The organism is Azospirillum sp. TSO5, from assembly GCF_003116065.1.
GTDB lineage: Bacteria > Pseudomonadota > Alphaproteobacteria > Azospirillales > Azospirillaceae > Azospirillum.
In genome coordinates this window covers 103,543-118,993 of sequence record NZ_LGQY01000006.1, presented here as the reverse complement: position 1 = coordinate 118,993, position 15,451 = coordinate 103,543, and the positions used below count along the sequence as shown (strand labels likewise).

Genomic DNA, 15,451 nt, shown 5'->3' with positions numbered 1-15,451 from the left:
TGAAGAGCGGGCTCAGAACACCGAGGAGTAGGTTCCCAACTCGACCTGGACCGACTTCAGGCGGGTGTAGTGGTCCAGCGTCTCGACCCCGTTCTCGCGGCCGATGCCCGACTGCTTGTAGCCGCCGACCGGCATCTCCGGCGGCGATTCACCCCAGCCGTTGATCCAGCAAATGCCGGCCTCCAGCCGGTGGATCACCCGGTGGGCACGGGCCAGATCGCTGGTGACCAGCCCGGCGGCAAGGCCGTAGCTGGTGGCGTTGGCCCGCGTGATGACCTCCTCCTCGCCGTCGAAGGCCAGAATCGACAGAACCGGGCCGAAAATCTCCTCGCGCACGATGGTCATGCCGTCGTGGCAGTCGGTGAAAACGGTGGGCGCCACATATGCGCCGCGCGCAAAGGCAGGCCCCTCCGGAACGCCGCCGCCGGCCAGCAGCCGCGCCCCCTCCGCCTTGCCGGCCTCGATGTAGCGCAGCACCTTGTCGCGGTGGGGGAAGCTGGCGAGCGGGCCGAAATTGGTGTCGGGGTCCAGCGGATCGCCCATGCGGATGCGGCGGACGCGGGCCAGCAGCCGCTCCTCGAACGCAGCCCCAATGCTGCGGTGGACGAACACGCGGGTGCCGTTGGTACAGACCTGACCGGAGCTGTAGAAGTTCGCCATCATGGCGATGTCGGCGGCGCGGTCGAGGTCGGCGTCGGCGAAGACGATCAGCGGCGACTTCCCGCCCAGCTCCATCGTCACCTCCTTCAGGGTCGATCCACCCGCGGCGGCCATCACCCGCTTGCCGGTCTCGACCCCGCCAGTGAAGGACAGCTTCTCGATGCCGGGATGGGCCGCCAGCATGGCGCCGACCCGGCCGTCGCCCTGGAGGACGTTGAACACGCCGTCGGGCAGCCCGGCCTCGCTGTAGATCGCCGCCAGATGCAGGGCGGTCAGCGGCGTCACCTCGCTCGGCTTGAAGATCATGGCGTTGCCGGCGGCCAGCGCCGGAGCCGATTTCCACAGCGCGATCTGGATCGGGTAATTCCAGGCGCCGATGCCGGCCACCACCCCCAGCGGCTCGCGCCGCGTATAGACGAAGGAGCTTGGGCGCAGCGGGATCTGCCGCCCTTCCAGCGCAGGCGCGAGGCCGGCGTAATATTCCAGCACGTCGGCGCCGGTGACGATGTCGACCGCCCGCGTCTCGCTCAGCGGCTTTCCGGTGTCCAGCGTTTCGAATTCCGCCAGCGTGTCGTTGCGCTCGCGCAGCAGGGATACCGCCCGGCGCAGCACCCGCGCCCGCTCCATCGCCGTCATCGCCGCCCACACCGCCTGCCCGGCACGCGCGCTGTCCACCGCGCGATCCAGATCGGCGGACGTCGCCTGCACCACCTCGGCGAGCGTTTCCCCGGTCGCCGGATTGACGGTGGCGAAACGCTCCTCACCCTCGCCTTCAACAGGACGGCCGTGGATGTAATGGGCCTGCCGTCCGAATCGCATCATGTCCCGTCTCCCTGATTCCGGGTCCCAAAGGTGCATTGGATCGAAGCACGATCATTCCACAAGGAGAGACTGATTTTTATTGATTGGACGTTCAATCAAAAAAAGACCGGGTGGCGGTTCCGTTCTCCGAATTAGTCGTGTTCAAACAAACCGGAGGGTCCGCAACCGTCCGCTGGCCCGGCATTCGGGCCGTCCCGCGCGGGACAAAGCCGTGCCATTCGCCGGCCCCCGCTTCAAATCCGCGGCCCCTCGTGCTACATCCTCGCGCGCTATGCTGCACATCAATGACCTGACCTTCCGCTTCGGCGGCCGAGTGTTGTTCGACCATGCGACCGCCGTCGTGTCCAAGGGGCACCGCGTGGCGCTGGTCGGGCGCAACGGCACCGGGAAATCGACCCTGCTGAAGCTGATCTCGGGCCAGCTGCAGACGGATGCCGGCGCCGTCACCCTGCCGGCCGGCATGCGGATGGGCATGGTGGCGCAGGAGGCCCCCAGCGGCCCGACCTTGCTGATCGACGCCGTGCTGGCCGCCGACACCGAACGCACCGCCCTGCTGGCTGAGGCGGAGACGGCGACCGACCCGATGCGCATTGGCGAAATCCATGCGAGGCTCGCCGACATCGAGGCGCATTCCGCCCCATCGCGCGCCGCGCAGGTGCTGTCCGGCCTGGGCTTCGATGCGGAGGCGCAGCAGCGGCCCTGCTCCGACTTCTCCGGCGGCTGGCGGATGCGCGTGGCGCTGGCCGGCGTGCTGTTCTCCCGCCCCGACCTGCTGCTGCTGGACGAGCCGACCAACCACCTCGACCTCGAAGCGACCATCTGGCTCGAGGGCTATCTGAAGAACTACCCGCACACCATCCTGCTGGTCAGCCACGACCGCGAACTGCTGAACGCTGTGCCGACCACGACGATCCACATCGACCAGGGCAAGCTCGTCACCTACAGCGGCAATTACGACCAGTTCCTGGCGCAGCGCCGCGCCAACCAGGAGCGCATCGCCTCCATGGCCGCCAAGCAGGAGGCGCGGCGCAAGCACATGATGTCCTATGTCGACCGCTTCCGCTTCAAGGCCAGCAAGGCCCGTCAGGCGCAGAGCCGCCTGAAGCTGCTGGAGAAGATGGAGTCGATCACGCTGATGGAGGACGATCCCGAGGTCGTCTTCAACTTCCCAGCCCCCGACGAGTTGGCGCCGCCGCTGATCGCGCTGGAGGGGGTGAGCATCGGCTATGGCGACAAGGTGATCCTGCGACGGGTCAACCTGCGCATCGACATGGAGGACCGCATCGGCCTCTTGGGCGCCAACGGCAACGGCAAGTCGACGCTGGTCAAGCTGCTGGCCAACCGGCTGCAGCCGATGGCCGGCGAGATGCGGCGGTCGTCCAAGCTGCGCATCGGCTATTTCGCCCAGCATCAGGCCGAGGAACTGGACCTGTCGCTGACGCCGATCCAGCAGACCCAGCGCATCATGCCGCTGGCGCTGGAGGAGAAGGTGCGCGCCCATCTGGGCCGCTTCGGCTTTCCCCAGGCGAAGGCGGAGACCAAGATCGCCAACCTGTCGGGCGGCGAGAAGGCCCGGCTTCTGCTGGCGCTGATGAGCCGGGAAGTCCCGCACATCCTGATGCTGGACGAACCGACCAACCATCTGGACATCGACAGCCGCGAAGCGCTGATCGAGGCGATCAACGACTTCCCCGGCGCCGTCATCGTCATCAGCCACGACCCGCACCTGATCGAGATGACGGTGGACCGGCTGCTGCTGGTCGCCGACGGCACCGTGCAGGCCTATGACGGCGATCTGGACGACTACCGCCGCTATCTGCTCGACCGCGCCAAGGCGGAGCGGGCCGTTGCCAAGGGCGGCGCGGAGCGCGACGCCGGGCCGAACAAGAAGGACCAGCGCCGCGCCGCCGCCGAGGCGCGCACGGCGCTCGCCCCCTTGAAGCGCAAGGCCACCGACGCCGAGGCGCTGGTGACCAAGCTGAGCGAGGAGAAGCGCAAGATCGAAGCGAAGATGGCCGACCCCGCGCTCTACAGCGGCCCGTCGGACAAGCTGACCAAGCTGCAGATCGACCTGGGCACGGTGGAGAAGAAGCTGGCGACCGCAGAGGAAACTTGGCTGGAGGCGCTCGAACTTTACGAGAGCGCCGCGGCGGAGGCCGGCGTTTGAACGCCGATCACCACATCGACCACCCGCTCGCCGATGAGGTCGGCGGGCCGCAGCGCGACGGCGCCATCGCCCTGCCCGCCCTGTGCGGAACGGTGGAGGAGGAGCGCACGTCGGACGTGCTGGCCCGCTTCCGCGCCAACCTGCCCCAGGGGCGGGTCACGCTGGGCGATCTGATCCGGGCGCTGGGCGACCGCTCGCTCGGCACCATCCTGCTGGCGCTGTCGCTGCCCACCATCGCGCCGGTGCCGCTGGGCGTGTCCTGCCTGTTCGACCTGCCCATCGTGCTCTACACCGCCCAACTGGCTTTCGGCCGGCGCGGGGCGGGGCTGCCGGACTGGCTGCTGCGCCGCTCCATCGGCACCAAGCTGGCGGCGCGGACGCTGGACGCCGCCATGCCGCGTCTGACCGGGATCGAGCGGATGCTGAAGCCGCGGCTCCACCGCCTCGCCCGGATCGATCAGGAACGCTGGTTCGGGCTTCTGCTGTTCATCCTGACGCTGACCTGCATCGTGCCGCTGCCGCTGACCGGCTGGCTGCCGGGCTTCGCGCTGGTGCTGATCTCGCTGGGGCTGATCGAGCGCGACGGCGGCGCCATCGGCATCGGGCTGGGGCTGACCGTGGCGGCGCTGGTGTTTTTGACGCTGGTGGCGAGCGGGCTGTCATACGCAGGTCACCAACTTCTGGCAGCAACTCCGCTGTAGGGTGAGCCGCGGATGGGCCGCCCCGATCCAGGGAGGCCCACAGATGAACCGAACCGCACCCGCGTCGCTTTCCGAATCCTGGCTGTTCTTCCGCCGCTGGCTGGCCGATCCCTGGGCGATGGGGTCGGTCGCCCCGTCCTCACCGGCGCTGCGCCGCCGGATCACACGCGAGATCCGCTGCGAGCCGGGCGAAGCGGTGGTGGAGTTCGGCGGCGGCACCGGCCCGATCACCGCTGCAATCCTGGAGTCCGGCATCCCTGCCGACCGGCTCTACAGTTTCGAGATCGACCGCGACCTCGCCCGCCATCTGCGCGCCCGCTGCCCCGCCGTCACCGTCATCGCCGACGATTGCCGCAAGGCGCCTGAGTTGCAGGGCGAGGCGTTGTGCGGCAAGGTCGGCACGGTGGTGATCGGCATCCCGATGATCACCTTCCCGCTGGAGTTCCAGCGCGAGGTGCTGGACGCCACCTTCCGCATCCTGCGGCCGGGCGGGCGCTTCCTGCTCTACAGCTTCATGCCGCATTCGCCGCTGAACCGCGGGGCGCTGAGGCTGAAGGGGGAGCGGCTGGGCTTCACGCTACGCAATCTGCCGCCGGCGTCGGTGTGGGGATACCACCGCGCCTGAGAGTGATAGAGTCGCCTCCCTCCGGTCACCCATACAAGTGAGGGCCGTCATGAAGTTTGGCTATACGATTCTCTACGTTCCCGATGTCGCGGCATCGCTGGGCTTCTTCGAGAAGGCATTCGGCCTGAACCGCCGCTTCCTCGCCGAAACGGGCGACTATGGCGAGCTGGACACCGGCTCCACCACCCTGTCCTTCGCCAGCCAAGAGCTGGCGCTATCGCACCACTCCGCCGGCTATGTCTTCGCCAGCGGCAGCGAGAAGCCCCTGGGCGTCGAGATCGCCCTGGTTACCGACGATGTGGAGGCGGCGCACGCCACCGCACTGACCGCCGGCGCCACCGAACTGGCGCCGCCGAAGGCCATGCCGTGGGGACAGACCGTCTCCTTCATCCGCTGCCCCGACGGCACCCTTGTGGAGCTTTGCACGCCGGTCGGGGGCTGACGGCGCCGGAGCCGACGCGGTTGCCCCGTCCCAACCGCCCCGCTTATGCTTCGCCCCCTCCCCTTTCACCATCGTGAGCGTGCCGGTGCTGTCCTTCATCCTGTCGAAGCTGCTGTGGGGCGTCTTCGCGCCCGGCAATGCGCTGGTGCTGGCGGTGGCGCTGGGGGCACTGCTGCTGCGGACACGGCGCTGGCAGCGCGCGGGGCGGCGGCTGGTCACGCTGGCGGCGGTGCTGCTTCTGCTGGTCATGTATACGGGACTGGGCGCGCTGGTCGCCCTGCCGCTGGAGAACCGCTTCCCACGGGTGGAGCCGGAGGGGCGGATCGACGGCATCGTCATGCTGGGCGGCGCGGTCAACCCGCCGATCACCGCCGACCGCGGCGATCCCTCCGTCAATGAGGCGGCCGAACGCATCCTGGGCTTCGCCGACCTCGTCCGCCGCCATCCGGAGGCCAAAGCGGTCTTCACCGGCGGGTCCGGCCGGCTGCTGGGGCAGGAGTACAAGGAGGACGTCACCGCCCGCGCCGCCTTGGCTCAGGCCGGCATCCCCGCCGACCGCGTGATCTACGAGGCGGACTCCCGCAACACCTGGGAGAACGCGGTCTTCAGCAAGGACATGGTCAAACCGGCGCCGGGGGAGCGCTGGGTCCTCGTCACGTCGGCCATGCACATGCCGCGGTCGGTCGGCATCTTCCGGCAGATCGGGTGGGAGGTGATCCCCTACCCCGTCGATTACCGCACCCGCCACGACGCCAAGCCCTACTTGCGGTTCGAGTTCGGACAGAATCTGGTGATCCTCGACGACGCGGTGCGGGAATGGATCGGGCTGACCGCCTATTGGCTGATGGGCCGCACCGATAGTCTGTTCCCCGGCCGCTAAGCGTCCTGCCCGCGTGCGGGCTGTGTCATCGTGTTTCTGCCGCGTTCGAGGCATTGGCGCGGCGATGCCACTCCGCTAGAGTGCCGCCGCCCCGGTGGTGGGGCGGGGTCGGGAAAGAAGGAAATTGGCGGATGCGTCGCTGGCGCGGGGTAAGCAGGGTCTTCGTGCTGGTCGGCGTGGCAGCGCTCGCCGCCTGTGCGCAGAAGCCCGCCGGCACCGGCTCGGGCCTTCCGACCAGCGGCGTCTACAAGGTGGGCAAGCCCTATCAGATCAACGGCGTCTGGTACTATCCCAAGGAAGATTACAGCTACGACGAGACCGGCATCGCCTCGTGGTACGGCCCCGGTTTCCATGAGAAGAACACCGCCAACGGCGAGATCTACGACCAGAACGAGCTGACCGCCGCGCACAAGACGCTGCCGATGCCGAGCCTGGTGCGGGTGACCAATCTGGACAACGGCCGCTCCATCGTGGTGCGCGTCAACGACCGCGGCCCTTACGCCAACGGCCGCATCATCGACATGTCGCGCCGCGGCGCCCAGCTGCTTGGCTTCGACGGTCCCGGCACCGCCAAGGTGCGCGTGCAGATCCTGGCCGAGGAAAGCCGCGCCATCGCCGCCGCCGCGCGCCAGGGCACGCCCGCCCCGATGCTGGCCGAACTCGACGGCCCGCCGCCGAAGGCCGCCCCGCGCGGCCGGATCGAGGTGACGGGACCGGCCGGACCGGTGACGACGCTGGCGGCCGCCCGCCCGGCGGTGGTCGGCGCCCCAATTCCCCCGCCGGCGACCGTCGCCGGCAGCATGTCGGAAGGACGCTTCGTGCCGGCCCCGGTGGTGTCGCAATTGCCGGTGAGGGCGCACGAGGCCATCTATGTGCAGGTCGGCGCCTTCGGCAGCGAGGAGAATGTGGCGAAGGCTCGTGCCCGGCTGTCCGCCATCGGCCAGCGCGCCAGCGTCAGCCAGACGCGGTCGGCCGGCATGACCCTGCACCGCGTCCGCGTCGGCCCGCTGGACAACGTGGACCGTGCCGACAGCCTGCTGAACCAGATCATCCAGGCCGGCCTTACGGAGGCCAAAATCGTGGTGGATTGATCCGTCCACCCGACTTCCATCCCGGCTGCTCTTCACGAGCGCCAATGACCCAATGCCTGTACCGAGTGCCCTTGGAGGATTGTTGCCATGAACGCTGTTGTCGTCCGCCTGTGCGCCGTTTTCGGCCGTTCCGTTGCTGTTGCGGCCGGAATTGCGATGGCCGGGGCCACGATTGGCGCCGGCTTCACCGCGGTCTCGGTCCAGGCCGCGACCATCGACACCATCGCCAAGCAGGCGATCCTGGTCGATCTGACCTCTGACACCGTACTGTTCGAGAAGAACGCCGACGAGCGCATGGCGCCCTCGTCGATGAGCAAGATCATGACCGCCTACATGGTCTTCGAGGCCATCAAGGCCGGCCGCCTGACGCTGGAGAGCACGCTGCCGGTCAGCGAGCGGGCCTGGCGGATGCAGGGCTCCAAGATGTTCGTGGAGCTTCACAACAACATCAAGGTCGACGACCTGCTGAAGGGCATGATCGTCCAGTCCGGCAACGACGCCTGCATCGTGCTGGCCGAAGGGCTGGCCGGATCGGAAGGGGCGTTCGCCGAGCAGGCGAACAAGAAGGCGCGCGAGCTGGGACTGAAGAACAGCAACTTCGTCAACGCCACCGGCTGGCCCGACCCGAACCACTATATGACCGCCCGTGACCTCGCGCTCCTTGCCGAGCGCCTGATCAAGGATTTCCCCGAGTTCTACAAGTACGATTCGATCCGGGAGTTCAAGTATCACGGCATCACCCAGGGCAACCGCAACCCGCTGCTCTACCGCAACATGAATGTGGACGGGTTGAAGACCGGCCACACCGAGGCAGGCGGCTATGGCCTGACCGCATCGGGCGAGCGCGAGGGGCGGCGCCTGCTGCTGGTGGTCAACGGCCTGCCCAGCATGCAGGCACGCGCCGACGAATCGGCCCGGCTGATCGAGTGGGGTTTCCGTGAATTCGCCTCCTACACCCTCTACAAGGGCGGCGAGACGATCGAGCAGGTGCCGGTCTGGCTGGGTGAGCAGGATATGGTGCCGGTCACCGTGCCGCAGAACCTGAGCGTCACCATGGGCCGCGCCGACCGCCCCGGCATGAAGGTGTCGCTGGTCAGCAGCGCGCCGGTTGCCGCCCCGATCAAGAAGGGCGACACTGTCGGCAAGCTGGTCATCTCCGCCCCCGGCTTCCCGGGCAAGGAGGTGCCGGTGGTCGCGGCGCAGGACGTGCCGAAGGCCGGCTTCGTCGGCCGCGCCTTCGCCGCCGCCAAATATCTCGTTTTCGGCAACAGCCTGTAATCGTGACGACCATGCCGACCTCCTTCACCGCCTCCGCCAACCGTGGCCGCTTCATCACGCTGGAAGGCGGCGAAGGGGCCGGCAAGTCGACTCAGTTGCGCCGTCTGGCCGAGTCCCTGCGCGCCCGCGGCATCGACGTGGTGACGACGCGCGAGCCGGGCGGATCGCCTGGGGCGGAGGAAATCCGCGGCCTGCTGGTGACCGGCGAGACCGGCCGCTGGAGCCCGGTGACGGAGGCGCTGCTGCACACCGCCGCCCGCCGCGATCATCTGGAACGGACGGTGTGGCCGGCGTTGGAGGCCGGCAAGTGGGTGCTGTGCGACCGCTTCTTCGACAGCACCATGGCCTATCAGGGCTATGGGCTGGGGCTGGGACGCGAACTGGTGGAGACCCTGCAGCGGGCGGCGCTCGGCGAGTTCCGCCCCGACCTGACGCTGATCCTGGACATCGAGGTCGAGCAGGGTTTGCGCCGCGCCGCCTCGCGCCATGGCGGCGAGGACCGCTATGAGCGGATGGACATCGGCTTTCACCAGCGGCTGCGCGACGGCTTCCTCGACATCGCCCGGCGGGAGCCGGAGCGCTGCGCGGTGGTGGATGCCGACGCCGATCTGGACGGGGTACAGGCCCGCGTCTGGGACTCCGTCGCTGGGCGGCTGGGGTTGAACTCGTGAGCAAGGCGCGCACCCCTGCCCCCGCAACGCCGACGGCGGAGGAGGCGCTCGCCCCCCGGCGCAACCCGGACCTCATCGGGCATGAGGAGGCGGAGCGGCTCCTGCTGGAGGCGTGGAATTCCGGCCGGCTGCCGCATGCCTGGCTGATCGGCGGCACGCCGGGGATCGGCAAGGCGACGCTGGCCTTCCGCTTCGCCCGCTTCGTCCTGGCCCAGGACCCGCCGGGGGACAGCCTGTTCGGCAATAGTCTCTTGGGCGGAGCGGCGCCGGTCACCTCGCTGCACATCGGCCCCGACCATCCGGTGTTCCGCCGGGTGGCGTCGGGCGGCCATGCCGACCTGCTGACCATCGAGCGCCAGCGCGACGAGAAGAAGGGCCGGCTGAAGCGCGACATCGCGGTGGACGACGTGCGCAAGATCGGTCCGTTCCTGCGCCGCACCTCGGCGGAAGGCGGCTGGCGCGTCGCGGTGATCGACGGCGCCGACCGCATGAACCTGAGCGGCCTGAACGCCATCCTGAAAATCCTTGAGGAGCCGCCGCCCGGCGCCCTGCTGCTGCTGGTCAGCGACAATCCCGGCGGCATGCTGCCGACCATCCGCTCGCGCTGCCGCAAGCTGACGCTGAAGCCGCTGGCGGAAGACACCGTCATCGACCTGCTGGGGCAGCACCGGCCGGACATCGCCGCCGACGATCGCCCGGCGCTGGCCCGCCTGTCGGAGGGCAGCGTCGGCCGCGCCATTGATCTGGCCGATGCCGGAGGATTGGCGCTGTACCGCGAGATGGTCGGGCTGCTGTCCGACCTGCCGCGCATCGACATCGTCGCGGCGCACGCCTTCGGCGACAAGCTGGTCCGCAAACAGGACGACGGCATGTACGAGACGGCGACGGAGCTGCTGGTCTGGTGGCTGGCCCGCTTCGCCCGGTCGCTCGCCCGCGGATCCTGGCCGGCGGAGGTGGTGCCGGGCGAGGCCGCTCTGATGACCCGGCTGGCCAATGCTCGCGGTCTTGAACGTTGGGTGGAGGTGTGGGAAAAGGTTCAGCGTCTTTTCGCGCGCGCGGAATCCGCAAACCTGGACCGCAAGCAGGTGGTCCTGAACGCCTTGTCGGCGCTGGAAACGGCAGCCGCCTAGCGTTATTTCAGAACCTGCCGGTTAAACCTACTTGAAGAAAGTGCCACAAATGGCCGGGCCGAAGACCTTCTATCTGACGACGCCGATCTATTACGTGAACGACGTGCCGCACATCGGCCACGCTTACACGACGCTTGCCTGCGACGTCCTCGCCCGGTTCATGCGCCTCGACGGCTATGACGTGAAGTTCCTGACCGGCACCGACGAGCACGGCCAGAAGGTGGAGAAGTCGGCGGAGAAGGCCGGCATCGCGCCGCAGGAGTTCACTGACCGGGTCTCGCAGAATTTCCGCGATCTCGTGTCGCTGATGAACTATTCCAACGACGACTTCATCCGCACCACCGAGCCGCGCCACGTCAAGTCGGTGCAGGCGCTGTGGACGGTGCTGAAGGACCGCGGCGAGATCTATCTGGGCTCCTACGCCGGCTGGTATTCGGTTCGCGACGAAGCCTTCTATGGCGAGGACGAGCTGACCACCAACGCCGAGGGCAAGAAGATCGCCCCCACCGGCGCCGAGTGCGAATGGGTGGAGGAGCCCTCCTATTTCTTCAAGCTCTCGGCCTGGCAGGACCGGCTGATCGAGTTCTATGAACAGAACCCGGATTTCATCGCGCCGGCCGGCAAGCGCAACGAGGTGATGTCCTTCGTCAAGTCGGGGCTGAAGGACCTGTCGGTCAGCCGCACCACCTTCAAGTGGGGCATCCCGGTGCCGGGCGACGACGCCCACATCATGTATGTCTGGCTCGACGCGCTGGCGAACTACATCACCGCCGTCGGCTATCCCGACACGACGGGGGAGTATGCCACGTACTGGCCGGCCGACCTGCACATGGTCGGCAAGGACATCCTGCGCTTCCACGCCGTCTATTGGCCGGCCTTCCTGATGGCCGCCGGCCTGCAGCCGCCCCGCCGTGTCTTCGCCCATGGCTGGTGGACGATCGAAGGCCAGAAGATGTCGAAGTCCTTGGGCAACGTCATCGCGCCGGAAACGCTGGTCAACACCTACGGCCTCGACCAGACCCGCTATTTCCTGCTGCGCGAAGTGCCGTTCGGCAATGACGGCGACTTCTCGCACAAGCAGATGGTCAACCGGATCAACGGCAACCTTGCCAACGATTACGGCAATCTGGTGCAGCGCGTCCTGTCGATGATCGGCAAGAACTGCGGCGCCGCCGTGCCGACGCCGGGGGCCTTCACCGAGGCTGACAACGCGCTGCTCGGCTCGGCTTACGGCATGCTGGACATCGTCCGGGCAGAGATCAAGGCGCAGGCGTTCCACAAGGCGCTGGACGCCATCTGGGCCGTGGTCGGCGACGCCAACCGCTATGTCGACGAACAGGCCCCGTGGGCGCTGAAAAAGACCGATCCGGCGCGCATGGCCACCGTGCTGTATGTGCTGGCGGAGACGATCCGTCATCTCGCCATCCTGACCCAGCCGGTGATGCCGGACAGCTCCGCCAAGATCCTCGACCTGCTGGCGCTGGGACCGGATGCGCGCGGCTTCGGCACGCTGGGTCCGTCGGGGGCGCTGGCCGCCGGCACGCCGCTGCCGACGCCGCAGGGCGTCTTCCCGCGTTACGTCGAAGAACCGAAGGCCTGAGTTCCCTGATGCTCGTCGACAGCCATTGCCATCTCGACTTTCCCGATTTCGCCGAAGAACTGGACGCGGTCGTCGACCGCGCCCGGCAGGCCGGCATCGGGCGGATGGTCACCATCTGCACCTACATCAGCCGGTTCGACCGCATCCTGGCGGTGGCGGAGCGGTATGACGACATCCTCTGCTCGGTGGGGGTCCATCCCCACCAGGCGCAGGAGGAGTTCGCCATCACCACGACCGAAACGCTGGTGGAACTGTCACGCCATCCCAAGGTGATCGGGCTCGGCGAAACCGGGCTCGATTACTTCTATGACAAGAGCCCGCGCGACCAGCAACAGGAGTGCTTCCGCCGGCACATCCGCGCCAGCCTGGAGACCGGCCTGCCGCTGATCATCCACACCCGCGATGCCGACGACGACACCATGCGGATCGTCAAGGAGGAAGCGGCCGGCCAGCCGGTGAAGGGGCTGCTGCATTGCTTCAGCTCCGGCCGGGCGCTGGCGGAAGAGGCGGTGGAGTACGGCTTCAGCCTGTCGCTGTCCGGGATCGTCACCTTCAAGAAGTCGGAAGACCTGCGCGCCATTGTGAAGGACGTGCCGCTCGACCGCATCCTAGTGGAGACCGATGCGCCTTACCTCGCGCCGATCCCCTTCCGCGGCAAGCGCAACGAGCCGGCTTACGTCGCCCATACCGCGGCCTGCGTGGCCGAAGTGAAGGGCGTGTCGGCGGAGGAACTGGCGCGGGTCACCACCGACAATTTCTTCCGCCTGTTCGACAAGGCGGCTGCATGACAGTGGACGGCGCATCAACCGGCGCGATGCGCGTGACCGTCCTTGGCTGTGGCGGGTCGCGCGGCGTGCCGGTGATCGCCGGCATACCCGGCGGCCAATGGGGCCGCTGCGATCCCGCCAATTCGAAGAACCGCCGCATGCGCCCGTCGGTGCTGGTGGAGAGCGGCGAGGTGTCGGTGCTGGTCGACACCTCCCCCGACCTGCGGCAGCAGCTGTTGGACAGCGGCTGTGCGCGGCTGGATGCCGTGCTGTGGACTCACCAGCATGCCGACCATTGCCACGGCATCGACGAGCTGCGCGAGATCTGCCGGCACATGCATGCGCCGATCGACGCCTATGGCTGGGACGAGCATCTGCGGGACATCGAAACCCGCTTCCCCTACTGCTTCGATCCGCTGCCCGAAGGATATCCCTTCTACCGGCCGGTGCTGAAAACGCACCGCGTCGACGGCCCGTTCAGCGTGAAAGGGCTGGAGGTGACGCCGTTCGAACAGGACCACGGCTATATGCGGACGGTCGGCTACCGGTTCGGGCGCTTCGCCTATTCAACCGACGTGGTGCGGCTGGATGACAGCGCGTTCGAGGCGCTGGCGGGGGTGGATACCTGGATTGTCGATTGCGGCCGGATCGAGCCTCCCCACCCCGTGCACGCCCATCTGGCGCTGACGCTGGAGTGGATCGAGCGGGTGAAGCCACGGCGGGCCTATCTGACCCACATGGACAACAGCATGGACTACGACAGCCTGCGGCGGATTCTGCCGGAGGGGGTCGAGCCATCGTATGATGGGCTGGTGATCGAGGTTTGAGAGTGGTTGGCTTCGAATGCCCCCACCTAACCTCCCCCGCTCCGCAGGGGAGGAACTGCCGCCCCTCTCACGCATAAGCACTTGTCCCCTCCCCTGCGATCGGACCGGCCATAGGCCGGGCGGGGGAGGGTTAGGGTGGGGACAATCGAAGCTGACGCCCCCACCCAAAACTTCTTACTTCTTCTTCTCAAGCGGCGGGGCCGCGTAGACGAAGCGGTCGAAGCTGTATTCGGCGACGCGGAACCACAGATACTCTTCCTCGCGGAACTTCTTCCACGCCTCGTAGATCTTGCGGAACTTCTCGTTCTTCGCCGCCTCTTCCTCATACACTTCGATGGAGGCCTGATAGCAGGCCTGCATCACCTCGTTCGGGAAGGGGCGCAGCTGGGTGCCGGCGGCAACCAGACGCTTCAGCGCGGTCATGTTCTGGACGTCGTACTTGCCCAGCATGTCGAGCGTGGCGTCGGAACAGGCCGCCTGCAGCGCCGCCTTGTAAGCCGGCGGCAGCGACTCGAACTTCTCCTTGCCGAACATCATGGAGACCTGCGGCCCACCTTCCCACCAGCCCGGATAGTAGTAGTACTTGGCGACCTTGTTGAAACCGAGCTTCTCGTCGTCATAGGGGCCGACGAACTCGGCGCCGTCGATGGTGCCCTTTTCCAGCGCCGGATAGATGTCGCCGCCGCCGATCTGCTGCGGCACGACGCCCAGCTTCGCCATGATGGTGCCGGCATAGCCGCCGATGCGGAACTTCAGGCCCTTCAGGTCCTCGACGGTCTTGATTTCCTTGCGGAACCAGCCGCCCATCTGCGTGCCGGTGTTGCCGGCGCCGATGGCGACCAGATTGTGGCCGGCGAAGAACTCCGCCATCAGCTCCTTGCCGCCGCCGTGGGTCATCCAGGCGTTCTGCTGGCGGGCGTTCAGGCCGAACGGCATCGCCGCATCGAAGGCGAAGGTCGGATCCTTGCCGACGTAGTAATAGGAGACGGTGTGGCCGCACTCGATCGTGCCGTCCTTGACCGCGTCCAGAACCTGCAGAGCCGGAACGATCTCGCCAGCCGCGAAGACGCGGATCTGGAACTTGCCGTCCGTCAGTTCGGCCACGCGCTTCGCCACGAACTCCGCACCGCCATAGATGGTGTCGAGGCTCTTCGGGAAGCTGGAGGCGCAGCGCCACTTGATCTCGGGCGTGGACTGGGCGATGGCGGGGGCGGCAAGCGTGCTGGCGGCGACGCCCACACCGGCGGAGGTCAGAAATGCACGACGTTTCATGCAGAAGCTCCCTTGTTCATTCTCTGTTATGCGTTCTTATTGCCGGACCGGCGGACACCCTGCCAAGGCGTGCCGGCCCGCACCCGGTCATGGCAGGCCCCTCACGGGACCGGGCGATGCCGGGTGAGCAGGGAAAGCGGGAATGAGTGGGATGCACGCTCGACCGACCCGGACGGCGCACCCTCGGGACCCATGGAACCGGTGGGCACCGGCGCGTTGCGCCATCCGCCCGGTTCCATGGCGTCCCGACGTTGGTGTGCGTTTCCTCCCGTCCATCCGGGCTTGCCGCCGGCCTTCCGGCCGATCCGCCCCAACTTTCTTTTGCCAATCGGATTATGCAGGAAGCAAACGGTCGGGATCAAGCGCGATCGGGAATTGAAGCCTGTATTTCAGAGGTTTAACGCTGCGGCGCGAAGCCGCGGGTTTCATTCAATCAAAGGCCCGCTGGTGTTCCGCATCCATTCGACGCTAAACGTCTCGACTCCGGCGGCGGCACCCCCATCTTTTGCAAGGCGTGC

Annotated in this window: 14 protein-coding genes; 12 read left to right on the top strand and 2 right to left on the bottom strand. The window is 67.5% G+C overall.

What is annotated here, in order from left to right:
* Positions 1–12 precede the first annotated feature (12 nt).
* Positions 13–1,482, bottom strand: coding sequence for a betaine-aldehyde dehydrogenase (gene betB / locus TSO5_RS01355; protein WP_109149906.1), 1,470 nt, complete (start codon positions 1,480–1,482; stop codon positions 13–15).
* 271 nt (positions 1,483–1,753) lie between these two features.
* On the opposite strand from betB, the gene TSO5_RS01350 reads away from it, so the two are divergent.
* The 12 genes from TSO5_RS01350 to TSO5_RS01295 all read left to right on the top strand — a co-directional run bounded on the left by TSO5_RS01350 (position 1,754) and on the right by TSO5_RS01295 (position 13,661).
* Entirely contained in the window at positions 1,754–3,649 is a 1,896-nt protein-coding gene (locus tag TSO5_RS01350) for an ABC-F family ATP-binding cassette domain-containing protein (protein WP_109149905.1), read from the top strand.
* The gene (locus TSO5_RS01345) at positions 3,646–4,350 is read left to right on the top strand and encodes an exopolysaccharide biosynthesis protein (RefSeq protein WP_247870526.1); all 705 of its coding nucleotides are present in this window, start codon (positions 3,646–3,648) and stop codon (positions 4,348–4,350) included. The genes TSO5_RS01350 and TSO5_RS01345 overlap by 4 nt, the downstream gene beginning before the upstream one ends.
* Before the next feature lie 43 nt (positions 4,351–4,393).
* The gene (locus TSO5_RS01340) at positions 4,394–4,975 is read left to right on the top strand and encodes a phospholipid methyltransferase (protein ID WP_109149904.1); all 582 of its coding nucleotides are present in this window, start codon (positions 4,394–4,396) and stop codon (positions 4,973–4,975) included.
* 49 nt (positions 4,976–5,024) lie between these two features.
* Positions 5,025–5,417, top strand: a complete 393-nt coding sequence (locus TSO5_RS01335; RefSeq protein WP_109149903.1) for a VOC family protein — start codon at positions 5,025–5,027, stop codon at positions 5,415–5,417.
* Between the two features lie 85 nt (positions 5,418–5,502).
* Positions 5,503–6,297 carry a YdcF family protein gene (locus TSO5_RS01330; RefSeq protein WP_247870525.1) on the top strand — a complete coding sequence of 265 codons (795 nt, stop codon included), beginning with the start codon at positions 5,503–5,505 and terminating at the stop codon, positions 6,295–6,297.
* A gap of 131 nt (positions 6,298–6,428) precedes the next feature.
* Entirely contained in the window at positions 6,429–7,388 is a 960-nt protein-coding gene (locus TSO5_RS01325; RefSeq protein ID WP_109149901.1) for a septal ring lytic transglycosylase RlpA family protein, read from the top strand.
* An 87-nt stretch (positions 7,389–7,475) separates the two neighbouring features.
* Positions 7,476–8,666, top strand: coding sequence for a D-alanyl-D-alanine carboxypeptidase family protein (locus tag TSO5_RS01320; protein WP_109149900.1), 1,191 nt, complete (start codon positions 7,476–7,478; stop codon positions 8,664–8,666).
* Positions 8,667–8,677: 11 nt separating this feature from the next.
* Entirely contained in the window at positions 8,678–9,337 is a 660-nt protein-coding gene (gene tmk, locus TSO5_RS01315; RefSeq protein ID WP_109149987.1) for a dTMP kinase, read from the top strand.
* Positions 9,334–10,467: a DNA polymerase III subunit delta' gene (locus TSO5_RS01310; protein ID WP_109149899.1), complete on the top strand. Its 1,134-nt coding sequence runs from the start codon at positions 9,334–9,336 to the stop codon at positions 10,465–10,467. Before tmk ends, TSO5_RS01310 begins: the two co-directional genes overlap by 4 nt.
* Positions 10,468–10,516: 49 nt before the next feature.
* Entirely contained in the window at positions 10,517–12,067 is a 1,551-nt protein-coding gene (gene metG, locus TSO5_RS01305; protein WP_109149898.1) for a methionine--tRNA ligase, read from the top strand.
* Positions 12,068–12,075: 8 nt separating this feature from the next.
* On the top strand, positions 12,076–12,855 hold the full coding sequence (locus TSO5_RS01300; protein WP_109149897.1) for a TatD family hydrolase: 780 nt from the start codon (positions 12,076–12,078) through the stop codon (positions 12,853–12,855).
* The gene (locus TSO5_RS01295) at positions 12,852–13,661 is read left to right on the top strand and encodes an MBL fold metallo-hydrolase (RefSeq protein ID WP_109149896.1); all 810 of its coding nucleotides are present in this window, start codon (positions 12,852–12,854) and stop codon (positions 13,659–13,661) included. Before TSO5_RS01300 ends, TSO5_RS01295 begins: the two co-directional genes overlap by 4 nt.
* A gap of 174 nt (positions 13,662–13,835) precedes the next feature.
* Here the strand turns inward: TSO5_RS01295 and TSO5_RS01290 are convergent, their stop codons facing one another.
* Positions 13,836–14,933 carry a TRAP transporter substrate-binding protein gene (locus TSO5_RS01290; protein ID WP_109149895.1) on the bottom strand — a complete coding sequence of 366 codons (1,098 nt, stop codon included), beginning with the start codon at positions 14,931–14,933 and terminating at the stop codon, positions 13,836–13,838.
* Positions 14,934–15,451: the final 518 nt, after the last annotated feature.

Excerpts from the sequence above, each read along its gene's own strand:
- betB (WP_109149906.1), bottom strand. The coding sequence starts at position 1,482 with ATGATGCGATTCGGACGGCAGGCCCATTACATCCACGGCCGTCCTGTT.
- TSO5_RS01350 (WP_109149905.1), top strand. The coding sequence starts at position 1,754 with ATGCTGCACATCAATGACCTGACCTTCCGCTTCGGCGGCCGAGTGTTG.
- TSO5_RS01340 (WP_109149904.1), top strand. The coding sequence starts at position 4,394 with ATGAACCGAACCGCACCCGCGTCGCTTTCCGAATCCTGGCTGTTCTTC.
- TSO5_RS01335 (WP_109149903.1), top strand. The coding sequence starts at position 5,025 with ATGAAGTTTGGCTATACGATTCTCTACGTTCCCGATGTCGCGGCATCG.
- TSO5_RS01325 (WP_109149901.1), top strand. The coding sequence starts at position 6,429 with ATGCGTCGCTGGCGCGGGGTAAGCAGGGTCTTCGTGCTGGTCGGCGTG.
- TSO5_RS01320 (WP_109149900.1), top strand. The coding sequence starts at position 7,476 with ATGAACGCTGTTGTCGTCCGCCTGTGCGCCGTTTTCGGCCGTTCCGTT.
- tmk (WP_109149987.1), top strand. The coding sequence starts at position 8,678 with ATGCCGACCTCCTTCACCGCCTCCGCCAACCGTGGCCGCTTCATCACG.
- metG (WP_109149898.1), top strand. The coding sequence starts at position 10,517 with ATGGCCGGGCCGAAGACCTTCTATCTGACGACGCCGATCTATTACGTG.
- TSO5_RS01300 (WP_109149897.1), top strand. The coding sequence starts at position 12,076 with ATGCTCGTCGACAGCCATTGCCATCTCGACTTTCCCGATTTCGCCGAA.
- TSO5_RS01295 (WP_109149896.1), top strand. The coding sequence starts at position 12,852 with ATGACAGTGGACGGCGCATCAACCGGCGCGATGCGCGTGACCGTCCTT.
- TSO5_RS01290 (WP_109149895.1), bottom strand. The coding sequence starts at position 14,933 with ATGAAACGTCGTGCATTTCTGACCTCCGCCGGTGTGGGCGTCGCCGCC.